Raw genomic sequence first — 19,974 nt, forward strand, 5'->3', positions numbered from 1 at the left:
AAAAATTACCAACCTGGGTTTTGTGAAATAGCACCATTTGCAAGTAGTATTTGAGATTGAGGAAGCGGGAACCATCCTTGTGTTTCAGTTCTAAAAGTAACTGCAAATGTAGATCCACCAACTGTGTTGTCAATTGCCGCTTTTGTAGTAGCCATATCTTGTCTAATCAAGTCAAAATAACGTTGTCCTTCAAGAGCAAATTCTAGTTGACGCTCTTTCATAATAATCGGAATTGTTACAGCAGTATTATGCGTAGTGTCATGAAAAGCACGTTCGCGAACTTTATTAAAACAAGCTTGTGCAAAACCTGCATTTGTTGCCAAGTTAAGTTCGGCTGCCATTAACAATACATCAGAGAAACGGATAACGGCAAAGTCTTCGTAATTATCAATTTGGAAATTCCCCCCATTTGCAACAGTAACTGCCACACCAGCCGCATCAGTAATCGGACAATATTTTTTCCAGGCATAACCTGTATATTGTCTTTGGTCTCTTGTAACTGGATTAAAATCAAGATTTTCATTTGCAAAATCAATAATTGTAGCATCTCTGCGGGTATCTCCTAGAGCATACGCATTGTACAATTTAGGATTCACCGTAGCTCCACCCCATCCTGTTGCGTAGTTTCCAATATTGCCACCACGTGGTGCAATATCAACTTGGAAACGGTTTCCTTCATGTAAGTCCCAATTTCCATTTCCGGATCCGTTGAAACGAATTGCCCAAACCATTTCGTTATTTCCTTCACCTCCATATACTTTACTAGTAGAACTAACAGCAGAAGCAAGCCAAAGTTGAGAAAAATCAGGAACCAAAGCGTGTCCGCTATTATTTACAACATCATTTATATAAGTTATAGCCTGTGCTTTTGTAACTACACCTGCCAAATCCGGTTTGTTGTAATAGTCTGTGTAGAATAAAAAGGCTTTTGCCAAATAAGATTCTGCAGCCCATTTTGTGATGCGCCCGTATTTTGGATTTGTAGGTTGAGAATAATTTTCATTTCCTAAATTATCCGCAGCAAATTTTAAATCACTAGCAATTAATGCATATGTTTGTTCGGGTGTATTTCTTGGCAACTCATTGTCAGTAGCTTTAATAGTATGATCTAGTGCAATAATATCACCAAACATTCTAGCCAAATCAAATGTAAAATATGCTCTTAAAAAACGAGCTTCTGCTTCATATTGTGTTTTAAGTGCTGTATCTGCACCCCAATTTACACTACCTAAATTTTCGAGTAAAATATTGGCTCGGTAAATCCCTTGGTAACTGACTTGATACGTAGGATTATTCATTTCTAAATTGGATGAAAACTGAAAACGATCCCATTCTAAATCAACTGTAGCATCTGAACCACCATATCCTCCGAAACAGTTATCAGAAGCTTCCTCAGTAATTAGCAATGGCCCACCGTAAGCTTCTCTTTGCAAAATGTCATAAACAGCCACAAGCCCTTGATATGCCTCATCTGGTGTTTTATAAAAGTTTGTGGTTACTTTCTCTGTATAAGGTTCAGTATCTAGAAACTGGTCTGAACAAGAACCCAGTACTAAAATGGAAGAAACTGCAAATAGTTTAATATATTTTTTCATTTTTTTTTCGATTAAAAGTTAACATTAAAACCTACCATATACGTTCTTGGTTGTGGATAAAATCCAACATCAATTCCTTTTGCCCAAGATTGGTTTGAGTTACCGAACCCAATTTCTGGATCCATCCCTTGATATTTAGTAAATGTGTATAGATTATTTACAGCTACGTAAAGTCTGAATTTACTAAAGAAACCTAAGTTGCTTGATAATTTAGTCAAGTCTACACCAAAAGTCACGTCTTTGATTCTAAAGAAATCTGAATCCTGAATGTACAAATCAGAGAATTTAGTATAGTTCCCATTTGGATCTGATCCATAAGTTACTCTAGGAATTGTATTAGAAGTTCCCTCTGTAGTCCATCTGTCAATAATAGTTGTTGTGTAATTATTGTAAGGACGAGTTGGATCATGAACACCAAAAGCGTTTTGACCACCAGCAGTACCGTAAGTAAAAATAGAGAAATCAAATGCTTTGTAAGAAACCTGCATATTTACACCATACGTCAAATCTGGATTTGGATTTCCAACTTCTGTTTTATCGTCCTGATTTATTTTTCCATCTCCATTTAAATCTACAAAACGAACATCGCCAGGAACTGCATTTGGCTGAACACCTGCAGCTACTTCAGAAGCATTTTGGAAAATTCCGTCTGTTTTTAATCCGTAAAAATATCCAATTGGTTTTCCTACTTGTACACGATTCATCTCATCCAATCCTTGAAAAAGAAGATTTGGATCTCCGTAGATTATACCACTTTGATTTGCAATTTTAAGTACTTCGTTTTGATTGTATGAAAGGTTACCATTTATAGAAAAATTCCAATCTGTTCCAAAAGTTGTTGCATAACCCAACGCAAACTCAACCCCTTTGTTTTGAATATCTCCACCATTGATGTAAGGAGCGTTTGCACCTGTCGTTTCTGTTACGGTAGGTTGTACCAACCAATCTCTTGTCACTTTATTATACCAGTCAAAAACAAAAGTAACTTTTTCAAATAAGACAAGATCAAAACCTAAATCGGTTTGTTCTGAAGTTTCCCATTTCAAATCTGGATTATTCAAATCATTAGGAGCTGCACCTACATATAGATGTTCATTGTTGCCTACGCCAAAATGATAGCTTTTATCTATAGAACTTATGGTTGATAAATACGCAAACTGTTTCAATTGATCATTTCCGTTTTCACCCCAACTTGCTCTTAATTTTACTTTGTTTAAGAAAATATCTTTCGGGAAGAAATCTTCGCGATCCACATTCCAACCAGCAGAAAATGCAGGGAATATGGCATATTTGTTATTAGGTCCAAAATTGGAAGAACCATCTCTTCTTATAGTACCGGTAAATAAGTATTTATCATCATAATTATATAGTAATCTTCCAAACAAAGAAGCCATTTTATAATCAGAACGTCCACCCCAAACTGTGTTTTGAGGTTGCAATGTAGCATTACTCAAATAAGCATGTTTGAAATCATTAAAAATCAAATCTTTACCTGTAGCGCCACTATATTCAGATGTTTGTGATCTGGCAGAAGTTCCAACTAAAACGTCAAAATTATTTTTACCAAGAGAAGCTTTGTAATCTAATGTGTTTTCCCAAGACCATGTCATGGCATTACCAGAACTTTGAGTTACTGTTGAAATTGCATTATACACGGTGCTAGAAAGATCGTATACCGGTACAAACGATCTGTTGAAACTATCGTTTGAATCTGCACCAAAATTGGTTATAAATGTAAATCCTTTTAAGAATTTAGCTTCCAAAAACGCATTTCCTATAAAACGATTTCCTTTGTATTCTTTAAAGTTATTGTAATACATACTTCCAAGTGGATTTGCAATATCTGGAGCGATATCAGATTTTGCATAAGTACCATCAGGATTATAAACATCCATAGTAGGCGGTGCATTCAAGAATCCTCTCACACTATTGTTATAAATTCCCTGATCGGAAATACCATTTCCTCCAATATTAGAATAAGTAAAGTTTTCTCCAAATTTTAAAATTTCTGGGATAATTGATGTTGTAGTATTTACAAAAAAGGATCTACGAACATACTTTGATTGATTGTCCTGACTACCAATAAGCCCTTCTTGCGTTGCATTTGACATTCCAGTAGCATAGGTAGAATTTGCAGTTGCTCCAGAAATCAACAACGATTGATTTTGTTTCAAAGCACCTTCATTGACCATTTCATCTTGCCAGTCTGTATTTGGTAATGCCGCCATTTGGGCTTGTGTGTACAAAGGAGTTAATCCTGAGTTTACACGTGCTTCATTCATAATAGTCGCATATTCAGTAGAATTTAGTAAATCTATTTTTTTTGCAACATATTGAAAACCGGTATATCCATTTAATGAAACAGCCATTTTATCTCCTTTTCCTTTTTTGGTAGTTACCAAAACAACTCCATTCGCAGCACGGGCACCATAAATAGCCGCTGCCGATGCATCTTTAAGTATATCTACTCTTTCTATAGCAGATGGATCAAGGTATCCGATACCTCCATCAATAACAATTCCATCTACAACGTATAATGGATTTGAATTTCCTGCCGTCCCTACACCACGAATATTAATTACCATACCTGCTCCTGGTTGTCCAGAGGTAGAGGTAACATTTACTCCAGAAGCTTGTCCTTGCAATGCATTGACAACATCTATTGAAGCAACTTCTTGAATACTTTTTGCAGAAATAGTTGAAGTAGCAGCAGTTGCCACTTTCTTTTTCTGAGTACCATACCCAATAACAACAACTTCTTTAAGATCTGATGTTTCGGTTTGCAAAGCAACATTAATAGTTGATTGATTGTTTACGGAAACTTTTTGGGATTTATACCCCATAACACTAATTTTCAAAACATCATCCGACTTGACATTAATTTTATAAGTCCCGTCAAAATCTGTTGATGTACTTGTAGTTCCTCCTTCTACAGTAATGTTTGCACCAGGAATACCCAAGCCATCACTTGTAGAGGTGATCTTTCCTGTCACAGAAAGCGATTTCTGTTGTGCAAAACCTGACTGCAGCATAAAAACACTGAACAGGAGTGACATACAAAAGGGAAGCATTGTCGATGTACAATATTTTCTTTTCATAATAATTTAAGAATTGGTTAATTTAAGTTAGTGATATTTGTATTGGTTCTAAAAAGCATTGGAAATAATTTGTTCAAATAATTCTTGTTTTCCACTTATTGGCTGAGGTTCTCCCTTTGCACGGGCAATAGCACTAAGGTCTTCAAGGGAAAGCTCCCCTTTTTCGTACTTAGCTCCATTTTCTCCGTCAAATGATCCGTAACGCTTTTGGCGTAATTCTTTATAATTTGATTTTCTTAAAATTTCATCCGCACAGATAAGTCCTCTGGCAAAAACATCCATTCCCGCTATGTGGGCAACAAATTTATCTTCGATATCGATTGAGTTTCTTCTCACTTTAGCGTCGAAGTTGATTCCGCCTCCTTGAATGCCACCACCTTCTAAAATCACCAACATAGATTGGGTAATTTCAAAAACATTAACCGGAAATTGGTCTGTATCCCATCCGTTTTGATAATCTCCACGATTTGCATCGATACTTCCCAACATTCCAGCATCTACAGCCACTTGCAATTCATGTTCGAAAGAGTGTCCTGCAAGAGTGGCGTGATTCACTTCTAAATTCAGTTTGAAATCGTCTTGAAGACCGTGTTTGTGAAGAAATCCTAAAGTAGTAGCCGCATCAAAATCATATTGATGTTTCATCGGTTCCATTGGTTTTGGCTCGATAAGGAAAGTTCCTTTAAAACCTTGTTTGCGAGCATAGTCTCTACAAATGGTTAAAAAACGTGCCATGTGCTCCAACTCTCTTTTCATATCGGTATTCAAAAGGCTCATATATCCTTCTCTTCCTCCCCAGAACACATAATTCTCTCCTCCTAAAGCAATCGTAGCATCAATAGCAATTTTGGCTTGAGCTGCAGCGTACGCCACTACATCAAAATTTGGATTGGTTGAGGCTCCATTCATATAGCGCGGATTGCTAAATAAGTTTGACGTTCCCCACAACAATTTAATTCCTGTTTCTTCTTGTTTGATTTTAGCGTAAGCCACCAAAGCCTGTACACGTTTTTCAAATTCTTCTAAAGTAGGCGCATCGTCTACCAAGTCGACATCATGAAAGCAGTAATAAGGAATTCCCAGTTTGCTCATGAATTCAAAAGCGGCATCCATTTTGTCTTTGGCTCGCTGAATAACATTCTCGCTTTTATCCCATTCAAATGTTTCAGTTCCTGCTCCAAAAGGATCTCCCCCTTTGTTGCATAAGGTATGCCAGTACGCCATAGAAAAACGCAAATGTTCTTTTAGCGTTTTACCTGCTACTATGCGATTTTCATCATACCATTTGAAAGCAAGTGGATTTGTACTTTCTCTACCTTCAAATTTTATGGTATCGATGTTTTTAAAATACGATTGTTTTGTTGTAGTCATTATCATGATTCTAGTTTAATATGATTTTTCCATTCTTGGTATATTTCCTGATATTGTGCAGTCAAAACAGGATTTGGCTCTATTCTATCTATGCATTTTAACCCTTCAAAAGCCTGGTCCAAAGAAGCATAATAGCCAAAACCATAAGCGGCTCCACGCGCTGCTCCTTCTGATCCAGAGGTGTTATATAATTCTAATGTAGTTTGAGTGGTATTGGTAAAAATTTCTCTAAAAACGGGACTCAAAAATAAATTGGCATTTCCGGCACGAACGATCTCTCCCGATGCCCCTACCGATTTCATTACATCAAAACCATAATTCATCGCAAATACAATTCCTTCACAAGCCGAACGAATTAGATGTCCCGACTGATGAATATTAAAATTCAAATTTTGAATTCCTGCATCAACCTTTTTATTATTAAAAATGCGTTCCACCCCATTACCAAAAGGATAAAAACGCAAGCCTTCACTTCCTGCTTTTACTTTTGCCGCTTCGGCATTTAGGGCTTCGTAGGCGATTAAACCAGTTCTGTCTGTCGACATGATTTTACGCAACCACTGGTATAAAATTCCAGAACCATTAATGCACAACATCACACCGTTATTTTTTTGAGCTTCGTTATTATTGACATGCAAAAAGGTATTGATACGGTTTTCTTTATCATAAATATCCTGATTACTTACGGCATAAATAACTGCCGAAGTACCTGCAGTAGTTGCAATTTCTCCTGGTTTTAAAACATTCAGAGACATGGCATTGTTGGGTTGGTCACCACCTCGGTACGTGATTTTTACATCAGGGCTTAATCCCAATTCTGATGCAACATTAGGGTGTACTGTTGCCTGATACCCAAAGTTGGGAACAATTTCAGGAATCTTATCTACGGGAAGTCCCATAGCTTGCAAAACCTCGGTTGCCAAAGCACCTTTTGAGAAGTTCCACAAAGCGGCTTCCGATAAGCCCGAAGTACTTATTTGTGCTTTTCCGGATAGTCTTGCAGCTATAAAATCGCCCGGAAGCATCATGTAAACCGCTTTTTGAAAAATCTCTGGTTCATTGGTTTGAACCCATTTTAATTTGGAAGCCGTAAAATTCCCTGGGCTTCCAAGTATTTGTTGTTGACAAGATTCATGTCCGATTTTGTCATAAACTTGATTTCCTATGCTAGCTGCCCTACTATCACACCAAATGATAGAAGAACGCACTGGATTTATATTTTCATCTGTCAATACCAAACCGTGCATTTGATAAGCAATTCCGATTGCTGCAATTTTTTTTAAATCGATATGTTGTTTGGATCCAAGAGTTTGAATCCCGTTTTTTACATATTCCCACCATTTATTCGGGTCTTGTTCTGCCCAGCCAAATTTAGGAGCAATGATATCCATTTCAAATTCAGGAGCAGTTACCGAAGCTACAGTAATTCCTTTATCGGCATCAAATACCGACAATTTTATAGATGAGCTTCCTAAATCGATTCCTAAAAAATACATGTTCTTGTTATTATATGATTGACTTATTACTGTTTTTTGTACTTTTGGTCAAACAAACCATAACGTTATGGTTAATTTGACTACAAGTATAAGAAGTATTTTTCATATTAACAAAAAATTGAGATTAAATATTTGTAATTAATAAAAAAATGGGTGTGTTTTTAATGATATCTTATACGAAAAAGATAATTTTATATCGTTTTAAATGCTTTTTTTAAATTTAAAACATTGTATTTCAATACATTGAATAATATTTGATTACAAAATAAAAAGTATTTTAATTTTTGAACCAAAAACAGGTTTAATCACAATTGTTTTACAAAATATATTTCTTCATACACGACTGAACTCTTTAAAAAAATATTAATTTAGTGCTAAACTTTGTAAGGCTATGGGAGAAAAAATTATCGATAGGGATTTAATACAAATTCAGGAGCAATCTGCCATGAATGCCATTACTATTGACTGCGTGATATTTGGTTTTGATAACGGAATTCTTGAAGTTCTTTTGGTACAACACGCCGAAGGTATCAGTAAAGGAAGATGGGGATTACCAGGTGGCTGGATCAAGAAGAAAGAAAGTACAGACGATGCTGCTCACCGTTTGCTGGCCGAACTTACCGGAATGGACAATATTTATCTTGAACAGCTAAAAGCTTTTGGAGAACCAGACCGTTTCCCGTTGAGAAGGGTAATTACTATTGGCTATTATGCCCTTGTAAAAAGAGAAGACTATAATATTAAGGCAGGTTTTACCGCTTCGGATGCCAAATGGTATAAGATCAATGAAATTCCCGATTTGATTTATGACCATAATGAAATTCTTGCCTACAGCATAAAAAACCTTCGCAACAGAGTACGTCAAGCTCCACTGGGTTTTAACTTATTGCCTGAAAAATTCACCTTATTACAACTGATGCAACTGTACGAAGAAATTCTGGGGATCGAAATGGACAAATCCAATTTCCGTAGAAAGATTTTACACATGAAATTGCTGGTTCCATTGGATGAAAAACAACAGGATGTTTCGCATCGTGCAGCACAATTGTATAAATTTGACCCTGAAATTTATGAGAAACTAACGCAGAAAGGGTTTAACTTTGAGTTCTAATTCTTGTTATAGTAATTCAAATCATTTTCAATACAATAGTTAGCACAAGCTAATCCCGCTATCCGCTACAATATTAAGGGCTGAACCCCAGCCCATAATGATTTTCACTTTTATCGGGGCTAGGTCATTCGTTTACAGTAGAAAATTGCAGAATAACTATAAAAAAAGACCCGAAAGCTAATCACACTCTCGGGTCTGGAGACCAATAACTAATTAAGACTCCTTTTATATTATAACAAAATAGGTCTCTTAAAATAATAACAATTATCTTATGGTAAATATGACCACAAGATAATAAATGTTTTTAAATTGATACTGTTTAATTTTAAAAATTTTCTCCTTGCCAATTTCTAATAAGCATCTTCTCAATTAATGACAGTTTCTATCCTAATAGATATTGGGATAGAATCTTAGAATCTCCTTTAGATACATCCCAAACTACTTATCAACAGTCTCAAAAATTAACTTTCGTTATCCAAAAGCATAGGCCACTATTCTGTAATTTTGCAACATGTATGCTCTAGTCGATTGTAATAATTTCTATGCTTCCTGCGAACGTGTTTTTCAGCCGAAATTCAACGGTAAACCGGTTGCGATATTATCCAACAATGACGGCTGTGTGATTTCGAGAAGCAACGAAGCCAAAGCCGTTGGAGTACCTATGGGCGCGCCGGCATTTCAGATTAAGGAATTGGTCAAAGAGAAAAATGTTCATTTATTCTCCTCCAATTATCCACTGTATGGCGATTTGAGCAATCGGGTTATGGCGATTTTGAGTCAATTTACCCCAAACCTAGAAATTTACAGCATTGACGAAGCTTTCCTGAATTTTGATGGGTTAAACATTTTGGATTATCACGATTATGGCCTTCAAATGAAAGGACGTGTCCAAAAATGGGTAGGCATTCCGGTTTGCATTGGCTTTGCCGAAACCAAAGCATTATCTAAAGTCGCCAATAAAATTGCCAAAAAATTCCAAGACAGAACCAAAGGAGTTTATGTCATTGACAGCGAAGAAAAACGCATCAAAGCTCTCAAATGGACCAAAATTGAAGATGTTTGGGGCATTGGGTATCGCACTATCAAAAAAGTAAAACTTCGCAATATCAATACCGCACTCGATTTTGTCCAGCCACAGCACGAGGCTTGGATTAAGAAAGAAATGGGAGTTATTGGCCTGCGTCTAAAATATGAATTGGAAGGCAAATCGGTTTTGGACTTGGAGCCCATAGTCGAACAAAAAAAGAGCATTGCCACGACCAGAAGTTTCCCCAAACAAATTGCCGACTTTGATTTACTTCGAGAACGGGTGACTACTTTTGCAGCCGTTTGTGCCGAAAAACTACGCAAACAACATTCCTGTTGCCACACCATTATTGTGATGCTGGTTGTCGATAAACATTCGGTTATAACTTCCAAATATTATTTTAATATGGCCATGACTTTGCCATACGCCTCAAATTCGACAATAACCATTACAAATGCTGCCGTCGAAATGCTGAAGAAATTACACAAAGGCAACGAGGGAATCAAGTTCAAAAAAGCGGGAGTTATCGTCACGGAATTAATCGATGAAAATCAAAAACAATTTCATTTATTTGAGGAAGAAAATCCCAAACATTTGGCTTTAATGAAAGTGATGGACCGACTGAATCACAAAATTGGTGATACCAAAATAAAACTGGCCAGCCAAAATTTAAGTCTGACCTGGAATATGAACCAAAATCATCTTTCGCCCAGATACACTACTAATTTCAAAGATATTCTCGAGATACAATGTCTATAAAAAAAGAACAAAAGCTTACTTTTTTTCGCCCCGACTTTGAAAGCGATAGTCGAATTCCGTACATAAACGAAGGGATTTCGGCGGGTTTCCCCTCACCTGCCGCCGATTTTATGGAAAACAACATTGATTTGAACAAAGAGTTGAGCGAAAATCCTTTGGCTACTTTTTATATCAAAGTCAAAGGCAACTCAATGATTGATGCGGGCATAAACGACAAAGATGTGTTAGTCGTTGACCGAAGTCTGGAACCGCAAAACAATAAAATTGCTATTTGCTTTATCGATGGCGAATTTACCGTAAAACGCATTCAAGTCGAAAAAGACTGTTTGTACCTCATGCCTGAAAACCCCAATTACGAGCCCATAAAAGTCACTGAAGAAAACCAACTCATCATTTGGGGAATGGTGACTTATGTGATAAAGAAAGTGTAAAACTTTGGAAAAGGAACATATTAACGCAAACATCTGTTATATCAATACTTAGTCAAAACTAATGCTGTAAAAAAATTAAATAACAGACAAACCAACAGTAACATGACTGCAAATAAAAACAAAAACGCTGTAAATGCATTACTTTCAGAATATAGAAAAGTAATAATAGAACTGCAAAATGTGATTCAAAATATACCTGACGAAAAGTTGGTTTTGACAATTACTCCAGAAACTAATAACGAGGATTGTCAATCAATTCAAACGATACTTGCTCATGTAGTGAATTCTGGATACGCCTATTGCATTTATATTCGAAATTTGAAAAATGCAACTATTGAACGTCCGAGAAAAGAAATTCGTAAATCAGTACAAGAATATAAAGTTGACCTAAATAATGTTCTTTTATATACTTACGAAACGTTTGAAACTATTTATGATAATGATCTGGAACGCTTTGCCGAATCAGAAAAAATAAAAACATCCTGGGGACAAGTCTACGATATTGAACAATTATTTGAACATGCCATCGTACATATTTTAAGACATCGAAGACAAATAGAAAATTTCAAAACAACATTAGAAATTTAGACAAAGTAGCCACATAAAAAAAGTGTGAAACCAAACGAATTTAGCTTCACACTTTTTTAACTAACTAACAAACTTTATTACCAGAACTTCACGTACAAAGCAGCAATAATCAATAATGTAATTACAATTAAAACCATTGTTTGTGGTTTTACCTTAAACATTTCAGTATCCAATTCGAATGCTTTTGGATTCACTTTTGGTCCTGCAAAACTGATTCCGATCATTAGAATCATCGTAAATAAGAAAGACAATCCCATACAGATATGGAATGGGATTTCGAAACCACCATGCCCATTAGGCCAAGCTGTGTACAATAAGGTTTCATTTCCTAATAATGCAGGCGCAAATTCGTTAAAGAAAACTGACAATAAGAAACCTGAAATCACACCTACAATTGCAGCTGTACCAGTCGTTCTTTTCCAGAACATCCCAAGGAAGAACATTGCAAATACTCCTGGACTAATAAATCCAGTATATTTTTGAATGTAAGTAAAACCACCCACACCGCCAATTCCTAACAAGTCATTCCAAGTAAACATAACCGCAAGAAGCATCGCTGCAAAAACGGCATATCTTCCAATATTTACCTGAGTTCTATCTGAAGCCCCTTTTTGAATGTATTTTTTATGCACGTCCAAAGTATAAATAGTTGATATACTGTTTACTTTACCAGCCAATGAAGCAACAATAGCCGCAGTCAAAGCTGCAACAGATAATCCTTTCAAACCTGTAGGAAGGAATGTTAGCATTGCTGAGTAGGCTCCGTCTTTTCCTCCAACCAATTGTGGTAAATGTCCATTTTCATATAAAACGTAAGCGGCAATACCTGGCAACATTACAATAAGTGGCATCACTAATTTCAACATACCTGCAAACAAAATACCAGTACGAGCCGTTTGCAAATCAGCTCCCAAAGCTCTTTGAGTGATGTATTGGTTACAACCCCAATAGTTAAGATTGATAATCCAGATACCTGCCAAATACGACATTAACCCCGGAAAAGTAAGATACTTATTGATATCCAATTGAGAAGATGTAGCTGTAGGTCTTGGAATAATCATTTTGAAATGCTCTGGTGCTTTTTCCATCAATACTTTGAAACCAGCGATGGCGTCTTGACCAAAACCAAAATAGTGTCCTACTGTAGTCAAAGCAATATAAGACGTAACCAACCCTCCGATAATCAAAACCGCTACCTGAATTACATCGGTATACGCTACCACTTTCATACCTCCTAAAGAGATTAATAAAGCGAAGAAAGCCAAACCTATCATAATAACATGCAAATATTGACCACCTGCCAAACCGTTGATAGCAACAGCTCCTAAGTATAAAATAGAAGTCAAGTTTACAAAAACATATAAAAACAACCAAAAAACAGCCATAATCAAAGCCGTTGATTCGTTATATCTCGTTTTCAAAAATTGAGGCATGGTATAAATCTTGTTTTTCAAATAAACAGGAATAAACCAAACGGCAACAATAATCAAAGCGATAGCGGCAAGCCACTCATATGCAGCAACAGCGATTCCTAAAAAGAATCCTTCACCACTCATTCCAATAAATTGTTCAGCCGAAATGTTTGAAGCGATTAACGAAGCTCCAATAGCCCACCACGTAAGTGATCCTTCTGCAAGGAAATATGCTTTGGCATCGTGCTCGTTTTTTTCACGCTTGCGATAAATCGTATATCCATAAGTGGATACCACGACAAAATAAATAATAAATACTGCGTAATCCGCAAAAGCAAGGTTCTGGCTCATGAGTAAATAGTTTTTTTAAAAATTAATATTAATGAATTGGGGTTATGCGTTGGTTCTTATTTTTTCGAAACTTATAATCTATCTGCTTAAAATTCTTCAACTTTTGAATAAAAATTTGCAATTTTTCATTCTAATTCGTTCTAAAATGTGATATGTGTTTTAATTCCATTATTATTTTATGAATTATTAAAGCCAAATGTAAAATAAAAATATTTATTTTCAATAAAATAAATGTGTTTTTTACATTTATTTTTAATTATCCCATAAATAGTCTGATACAGTACGATTTACCTGTTTAATTAAAATCATTATGATGCAAATTGAGGACTAGTTCTAACTTTTTGTTCCCATTTCCAGGCACTGTCCATGGCGTCTTCCAAAGTCGAAACGGTCTTCCATCCCAAAACGGTATTCGCTTTGTCTGTATTGGCGTACGCCTCAGTTACATCTCCTTCTCTTCGTTCCACAATTTTGTATGGTAATTTTTGACCACTCACTTTTTCGAAAGCGGCAATCACTTCCAATACAGAACTTCCTGTTCCTGTTCCTAAGTTGAAAATCTCTAAAGGCTCTGCATTCTTTTTGTCCAATAATCGTTGCAAAGCGATTACGTGTGCTTTCGCCAAATCGACTACGTGGATATAATCGCGAACGCAAGTACCATCAACCGTTGGGTAATCGTTTCCATAAACCGATAATTCGGCTCGCAAACCCATTCCGGCTTGAGTGATAAATGGAACTAAATTTTGGGGCACACCAATCGGCAATTCTCCAATTTCCCCAGAAGGATGCGCTCCGATTGGGTTGAAATAACGAAGCAGAATAGCATTGATACCGCTTACTTTCACTACATCAGATATGATTTCTTCGCCAATCTGTTTTGTATTTCCGTAAGGAGACAAGGCAGGTTGAATCGGGGTTGTCTCTGCAATTGGCATCACTTCGGCTTGACCGTAAACCGTACAAGACGAACTGAAGATAAAATGAGCTGCTGCCTTTTTCTCCAATTCCTGCAAAATGTAAACCAAAGCACCCAAGTTGTTTTCATAATACAACAACGGATTTTTTACGCTTTCGCCAACCGCTTTAGAAGCTGCAAAATGAATGACTCCCGCAATATCAATATGTTCCATAAAGAAACTTTGCACTGCCAATTTTTCTCTTAAATCGATTGCGGAAAAAATTGGTTTTTTACCTGTAATTCGTTCAATACCATCTAAAACTTCAATAGAAGAATTAGAAAGATTATCAATCACGACTACTTCGAAACCTTGATTTTGCAATTCGACAACGGTGTGGGATCCAATAAAACCTAAACCGCCAGTAACTACTATTTTCATCCTATTTCTTTTTTACTTTTATTACATCTTTTTTGGTTTTATAACAAAACCATAACTGTATTCCTTATTATTCAATCGGTATTGTTCATGTGGCAAAGCACCCCAACTGGTATCGCCTCCTACTCCTCTTTGGGATAAATCTACACAAACTACAACTTCATTTCGTGGAGTAATATCATTGATATGTCGGTATTTTTTAGTCAACCCCGGATCAAAATCTTCAGGATAATTATGTAATGCACTCACACCTAAAGATTGTAATCCGTCTATTTCTATTCCGTTTCCTGAGTTATTAGTTAGCGTTAACCAACGAACATCTGTTTTATATCCATTTTCCTGAGGACGCGTATACGGAACATATTGATCTAAAACTTTACTGCTATAAATTCCCTTGAATGAGGCTGTATTTCGGTCTTGATAATTTTCCCAAGGCCCTCTTCCGTAATAACTAAAAGTATCCAGTTCGTTCTTGAGAGAGAATATCATTCCAAATCGAGGCATTTCCGATAATGGGTTATTTCCTGCCTTGAACGAATTCAACACTTCTAAACTTCCATCTGAATTCATAGCATAAACAATGGTATAAGTCGATGCAACATCTCTTAAGAAAAGAGTAGCCACAACAGTAGTTTTCCCCGCTGTTTCTTTAACTTCTATAGCACTCAAATGAGAAGACTTCCCTGCTGTTCTCCAGACATTACTTTCTACCTGCATATTATTTCCAAAATCATTGTCAGTTGGTGCGCGCCAGAAATTAGGAATCGGCAATTGATTGAAAAACCGTTCACCCTTAGAATTGTAATCTTGAATTAAACCTGTGTTTTTGTTTATTGTTACTTCGACACCAGACGCACTGAGCGTAATCACATCTTTAGTTTCTTTCACAATAGGTTTTGTTTCTTTATCGGCAACTTTTACAAAATAGTTGCTCACTCCTATTGAAAACTGTTCACGAGCCACTTCAAAGTTTTGGGGTAAAACTTCGGTGCCTTTTAAAGTGTAAGCATAAACATTCAACAGATATTCAACCCCATCTTTTGCAACTAATTTTGGTAATTCCAATTGAATTTGCTTTTTGGATTGAGGAGCAAGATTTATATCAATTGTACCCGTCTTTATAACCAAACCATTTTCCAAAACTTCGTATTTGAAAAGATAATTATCAAGGTTTGTGTATCCAAAACCATTTTTTATCTCGATAATTCCTTTGTTCAAATCCACAGCCTTAAAAAGAATATCCTGATACACTTTCTTCACCTCAAAAGCACCAGGATGTGGCTTGCGATCTGGCCAAACCAATCCGTTATGACAAAAATTTTCGTCATTGGTATAATTTTGACTACCCATGTCTCCACCATAAGCCCAATATTTACGGCCTACTTCATCAGTCATTTCAAAACCTTGATCTACCCAATCCCAGATAAATCCGCCCTGCATGTTTGCACTGCTGTGAATAATATCCCAATATTCTTGAAAATTTCCGCTACTGTTCCCCATTGCATGCGCATATTCACACATAATGAACGGGCGTTTTACATCCTTTCGTTTGGCATATTCCTTCATATACTCCATACTTGGATACATTGGGCAAACGATATCGGTATTTTCTTCTTCTGCTGCTTGTTCAAATTGAACTAAACGCGTTTTGTCCCTATTTTTAATCCATTTATAAGCATCGTGAAAAACTTTTCCATTACCGCATTCGTTCCCCAAAGACCAAAGAATAACTGAAGGCTGGTTTTTGTCCCGTTCTACCAAACTATAAATACGATCCATGTGCGCAGCGTGCCATTCTGGTCTGTATGCAGGATGGCTTGCGTAATCCGAAATCCAGGGAAAAGAACCCATTCCGTGACTTTCGATATTGGCTTCATCTACCAAAAACAAACCGTATTTGTTGCAGAGTTTTACCCAATTTAGATTATTGGGATAATGACTGCAACGCACTGCATTAATATTCAATTCTTTCATCAACTTGATGTCCTTCATCATCGTTTCCTTATCCTGATAATGACCTGTTTTTGGATTATGTTCATGAATATTTACACCATGAACCATAATCCGAATACCATTGACTAACAGTTGTCCGTTTTTCAGTTCTACTTTTCGAAAACCAATTGAAGTCCCAACGGTTTCTATATCCTTTCCGTTTTCATCTTTAAGGGTTAACAATAAAGTATATAAATTGGGCATTTCGTTACTCCATAATTTGGGCGTTGCAACATTTTGATTCAGTGTGATGGATTCAGTTGCATTGGCACTCAGACTTATCTTTTCTGTTTTTATAAAAACAACTTTTCCCGTTTCATCTACCAATTTAGCGATAACAGTTTGGTTCTTTTTCGCAACCGAGTTCATATTCTTAACTTTAACATCAACCGACAAACTTCCGTTTTTATATGAAGCATCTAAATCGGGGCGCGCAAAGAAATCGGCAATTCGAATATTATCAGTACTGTACAAATAGACATCTCTGTCGATTCCTGATAAGCGCCAAAAATCCTGATCTTCTAAATAAGAGCCATCGCTCCAGCGGTATACCTCAACGGCAACTTGATTTTTACCTTTTTTTACATACTTAGTGATATCGAATTCAGTTGGACTTTTCGTGTTTTCACTGTAACCCACTTTTTCTCCATTTACCCAAATATACATAGCCGAAGTTCCTGCTTCAAAATGAAAGTAAACCCGACGATTGTTCCAGTTTTCCGGCAACTCAAAAGTGCGTTTATACGAACCAACTGGATTATCCGCATGGTCTATAAAAGGGGGATTTTTGACAAATGGATAGGTTATATTGGTGTAAATAGGGATTCCATAACCATTCAATTCCCAATTGGACGGAACAGTAATTTCCTTCCAATTGGTGGTATTAAAATTGGTTATAAAAAAATCCTTAGGTCTTTGATCTGGTGTTGGAGACCAATTAAATTTCCACATTCCATCTAAGCTTAAAAACCATGGAGAACGAGTATAGTCATCTGCAATCGCAGACGATTCATCCGCATACGGCAAAAATGCAGCCCTTGCGGGTTCTCGATTGATTTGGAATATTTCCGGATTTTCCCAGTCATTAGTTATTGGCTGATTTTGAGCAACGACAAGTAATGAAGAAAAGAAGAAAATATAGCTTAAAAAGAGTGTGTTTTTCATTCCTATTTATTTTTATAATGAATTTCAGGAAGCGCTTTCAATACAACCGCACTTTTCTCTGGTGTTATATCTCGTTGTGCTTCTCCCATCATTTCGTAACCGACCATAAATTTCTTTACCGAAGCTGAACGCAATAACGGTGGATAAAAATGCATGTGAAATTGCCATTCCGGATGAAGTTCTCCATCTGTTGGTGCTTGATGAATTCCAGAAGAATACGGGAAAGAGGTTTCGAAAAGATTATCGTATTTTATCGTTAATAGCTTTAAAATTGATGCATAAGCCGAAACTTCTTCAGAAGTGAACTCCGTAATTTTTGTAATATGCCTTTTGCTGATAATCATCGTTTCAAATGGCCAAATTGCCCAAAAAGGAACCAAAGCCACGAAGTGTTCATTCTCAATTACGATACGTTCGTTTAGCTTTAATTCTTCTTTCAAATAATCCAATAAAAGATTGCTTTGATTTTTATCGAAATAGGCTTTCAAACTATTTTGTGTTTTCTCCACTTGGGTAGGCAAAGACGATTGCGCCCATATTTGCCCATGAGGATGCGGATTGCTGCATCCCATAACAGCACCTTTGTTCTCGAAAATCTGAACATGATTGATGTAATCTACACTTCCTAAATCGGTGTATTCTTTTTGCCAAGTCCTTATAATAGTTTCAATTGCAGAAAGCTCCATTTCTGGCAAAGTCAAATCGTGTCTTGGCGAGAAACAAACTACTCTGGCAATACCACGCTCTGGTTTTGCCTTGAAGAAAGTGGGTTTAATATCCTCTTCATACAAGATTGGTTCTTGCTTTACAGCGGCAAAATCGTTCTCGAAAACAAAACTCGATTCATACTTCGGATTGCTTTCTCCATTGGCACGAACATTCCCTGGACACAAATAACAAGTAGCATCGTACTCTGGAAGTACATCCGTATGAATTTTTTCATTTTGTCCTTGCCAAGGTCTTTTTGCTCTGTGCGGAGATACCAAAACCCATTCGTTAATTAATGGATTGAAACGTCTGTGCGGATCTTCGTTTATATCAAAATTTTTCATCTTAGTTTGCATTATATAATGATGTACCGTTTCCGATTTTTACATCATAAATTTTCAATTCTATATCAAAAGCCTCTTTATACAACTTAGTCAGTTTTTGTTTGATGGCTTCTTCTTCTCCTTTTTTAATCAAATTGATGGTACATCCGCCAAAACCGCCACCCATCAATCGGGATCCGATTACTGCTTTTTCTTGTTTTAAAGTATCTACAATAAAATCCAACTCATCGCAACTTACCAGATATTCTTTGGACAAACCTTCGTGAGTTTCGAAAAGTAATTTCCCTAAAGCTTCGATGTTTCCGTTATCCAAAACTTCGCAGGCGAGTGCCACACGATGAATTTCTTGAACAACAAAATGGCATCTGTCAAATACTTTCGGTGTCATTTTATCTTTTAATTGAAGCACATGACTTTCGATGCAATCTCTGAAACTACTAATCTCCGGAAAGTTACTTTTGATTATCGAAAGTCCTTCTTCACATTCTTCTCTTCTGGTATTATATGCCGACGAAAACAAGGAATGCTTCACATTACTGTCAAATAAAATAAGAGAATAATCATTGAAATCGGCGTTGTGGTACTCGTATTCCAGTGTTTTGCAGTCAATTTTAATTACTTTATTTTCTAAACCCATCACGCTCGAAAACTGGTCCATAATTCCGCAATTGATTCCAACCCAATGTTCCGCTTTTTGTCCCATTAGCGCAATATCCACTTTTGGAATAGACAAATTGAAAAGTTCCTTGATTCCAAAAATCGTTCCGCATTCTAGAGCTGCCGATGAAGACAATCCTGAACCAACCGGGATATTACTGCTAAAAACACAATTGAAACCATCGAACGAAAAGCCGTTGTCCTGCAATTGCTTGATAACTCCCAAAATGTAATTCGTCCAAACTACTTTGCTCAATGAAATGGTTTGAGTCAAATCGACTTCAAATTCTTCGTTCAAGTCTATGGCAACAATTTTAGATGTTTTTGTATTGTTTTTTGCAAAAGCGAAACAAATAATCTTGTCGATTGCGGCTGGCAAAACATAGCCATCATTATAATCGATATGTTCGCCAATAATGTTAATTCTTCCTGGAGAAAGGACTGTTTTTTCGGGAGCGCTGCCAAATTTTTCCTGAAAAAAAGCGGTCGTTTTTTTAATTAATAAATCGTTCATTATTTTGAAATTATTATTA

Annotated in this window: 13 protein-coding genes; 4 read left to right on the forward strand and 9 right to left on the reverse strand. The window is 36.4% G+C overall.

The features are described from left to right. Nucleotides 1–5: 5 nt before the first annotated feature. From OLM57_RS03295 to OLM57_RS03310, 4 genes are read right to left on the reverse strand one after another with little or no spacing between them, the layout of a single operon-like run. Complete coding sequence (locus OLM57_RS03295) at nt 6–1,595, reverse strand: RagB/SusD family nutrient uptake outer membrane protein (RefSeq protein WP_264565814.1); 1,590 nt, start codon at nt 1,593–1,595, stop codon at nt 6–8. 11 nt (nt 1,596–1,606) lie between these two features. Continuing rightward, entirely contained in the window at nt 1,607–4,693 is a 3,087-nt protein-coding gene (locus OLM57_RS03300) for a SusC/RagA family TonB-linked outer membrane protein (RefSeq protein WP_264565815.1), read from the reverse strand. A gap of 48 nt (nt 4,694–4,741) precedes the next feature. After that, a complete protein-coding gene (gene xylA, locus OLM57_RS03305; RefSeq protein WP_264565816.1) occupies nt 4,742–6,064 on the reverse strand; it encodes a xylose isomerase in 1,323 nt (440 codons plus the stop codon). A 2-nt stretch (nt 6,065–6,066) separates the two neighbouring features. Further along, on the reverse strand, nt 6,067–7,560 hold the full coding sequence (locus OLM57_RS03310; RefSeq protein WP_264565817.1) for a xylulokinase: 1,494 nt from the start codon (nt 7,558–7,560) through the stop codon (nt 6,067–6,069). Nucleotides 7,561–7,951: 391 nt separating this feature from the next. Here OLM57_RS03310 and OLM57_RS03315 point away from each other — a divergent pair, with 391 nt between their 5' ends. From OLM57_RS03315 to OLM57_RS03330, 4 genes are all read left to right on the forward strand, one after another. Beyond that, complete coding sequence (locus OLM57_RS03315; protein ID WP_264565818.1) at nt 7,952–8,671, forward strand: NUDIX hydrolase; 720 nt, start codon at nt 7,952–7,954, stop codon at nt 8,669–8,671. 511 nt (nt 8,672–9,182) lie between these two features. Then, complete coding sequence (locus OLM57_RS03320) at nt 9,183–10,457, forward strand: Y-family DNA polymerase (RefSeq protein WP_264565819.1); 1,275 nt, start codon at nt 9,183–9,185, stop codon at nt 10,455–10,457. Next, a complete protein-coding gene (locus OLM57_RS03325) occupies nt 10,448–10,888 on the forward strand; it encodes a LexA family protein (RefSeq protein ID WP_264565820.1) in 441 nt (146 codons plus the stop codon). Before OLM57_RS03320 ends, OLM57_RS03325 begins: the two co-directional genes overlap by 10 nt. A 102-nt stretch (nt 10,889–10,990) precedes the next feature. Beyond that, nucleotides 10,991–11,476 (forward strand): DinB family protein, encoded by a 486-nt coding sequence (locus OLM57_RS03330; protein ID WP_264565821.1) that lies wholly within the window; start codon nt 10,991–10,993, stop codon nt 11,474–11,476. A 77-nt stretch (nt 11,477–11,553) separates the two neighbouring features. Here OLM57_RS03330 and OLM57_RS03335 read toward each other — a convergent pair whose 3' ends face one another. The 5 genes from OLM57_RS03335 to galK form a co-directional block, all read right to left on the reverse strand. Then, nucleotides 11,554–13,239, reverse strand: coding sequence for a sodium/sugar symporter (locus OLM57_RS03335; RefSeq protein ID WP_264565822.1), 1,686 nt, complete (start codon nt 13,237–13,239; stop codon nt 11,554–11,556). Between the two features lie 308 nt (nt 13,240–13,547). Continuing rightward, the gene (galE, locus tag OLM57_RS03340) at nt 13,548–14,579 is read right to left on the reverse strand and encodes a UDP-glucose 4-epimerase GalE (protein WP_264565823.1); all 1,032 of its coding nucleotides are present in this window, start codon (nt 14,577–14,579) and stop codon (nt 13,548–13,550) included. Nucleotides 14,580–14,600: 21 nt separating this feature from the next. Next, nucleotides 14,601–17,732, reverse strand: a complete 3,132-nt coding sequence (locus OLM57_RS03345; protein WP_264565824.1) for a glycoside hydrolase family 2 TIM barrel-domain containing protein — start codon at nt 17,730–17,732, stop codon at nt 14,601–14,603. 2 nt (nt 17,733–17,734) lie between these two features. Next, nucleotides 17,735–18,784, reverse strand: a complete 1,050-nt coding sequence (locus OLM57_RS03350) for a UDP-glucose--hexose-1-phosphate uridylyltransferase (protein ID WP_264565825.1) — start codon at nt 18,782–18,784, stop codon at nt 17,735–17,737. Between the two features lies 1 nt (nt 18,785). Then, the gene (gene galK / locus OLM57_RS03355) at nt 18,786–19,955 is read right to left on the reverse strand and encodes a galactokinase (RefSeq protein ID WP_264565826.1); all 1,170 of its coding nucleotides are present in this window, start codon (nt 19,953–19,955) and stop codon (nt 18,786–18,788) included. Nucleotides 19,956–19,974: the final 19 nt, after the last annotated feature.

This window comes from Flavobacterium sp. N3904, from assembly GCF_025947305.1.
Taxonomy (GTDB): Bacteria; Bacteroidota; Bacteroidia; order Flavobacteriales; family Flavobacteriaceae; genus Flavobacterium.

Bases quoted from the DNA above. Each gene is read 5' to 3' on its own strand.
- OLM57_RS03295 (WP_264565814.1), bottom strand. From the start codon at position 1,595: ATGAAAAAATATATTAAACTATTTGCAGTTTCTTCCATTTTAGTACTG.
- OLM57_RS03300 (WP_264565815.1), bottom strand. From the start codon at position 4,693: ATGAAAAGAAAATATTGTACATCGACAATGCTTCCCTTTTGTATGTCA.
- xylA (WP_264565816.1), bottom strand. From the start codon at position 6,064: ATGACTACAACAAAACAATCGTATTTTAAAAACATCGATACCATAAAA.
- OLM57_RS03310 (WP_264565817.1), bottom strand. From the start codon at position 7,560: ATGTATTTTTTAGGAATCGATTTAGGAAGCTCATCTATAAAATTGTCG.
- OLM57_RS03315 (WP_264565818.1), top strand. From the start codon at position 7,952: ATGGGAGAAAAAATTATCGATAGGGATTTAATACAAATTCAGGAGCAA.
- OLM57_RS03320 (WP_264565819.1), top strand. From the start codon at position 9,183: ATGTATGCTCTAGTCGATTGTAATAATTTCTATGCTTCCTGCGAACGT.
- OLM57_RS03325 (WP_264565820.1), top strand. From the start codon at position 10,448: ATGTCTATAAAAAAAGAACAAAAGCTTACTTTTTTTCGCCCCGACTTT.
- OLM57_RS03330 (WP_264565821.1), top strand. From the start codon at position 10,991: ATGACTGCAAATAAAAACAAAAACGCTGTAAATGCATTACTTTCAGAA.
- OLM57_RS03335 (WP_264565822.1), bottom strand. From the start codon at position 13,239: ATGAGCCAGAACCTTGCTTTTGCGGATTACGCAGTATTTATTATTTAT.
- galE (WP_264565823.1), bottom strand. From the start codon at position 14,579: ATGAAAATAGTAGTTACTGGCGGTTTAGGTTTTATTGGATCCCACACC.
- OLM57_RS03345 (WP_264565824.1), bottom strand. From the start codon at position 17,732: ATGAAAAACACACTCTTTTTAAGCTATATTTTCTTCTTTTCTTCATTA.
- OLM57_RS03350 (WP_264565825.1), bottom strand. From the start codon at position 18,784: ATGAAAAATTTTGATATAAACGAAGATCCGCACAGACGTTTCAATCCA.
- galK (WP_264565826.1), bottom strand. From the start codon at position 19,955: ATGAACGATTTATTAATTAAAAAAACGACCGCTTTTTTTCAGGAAAAA.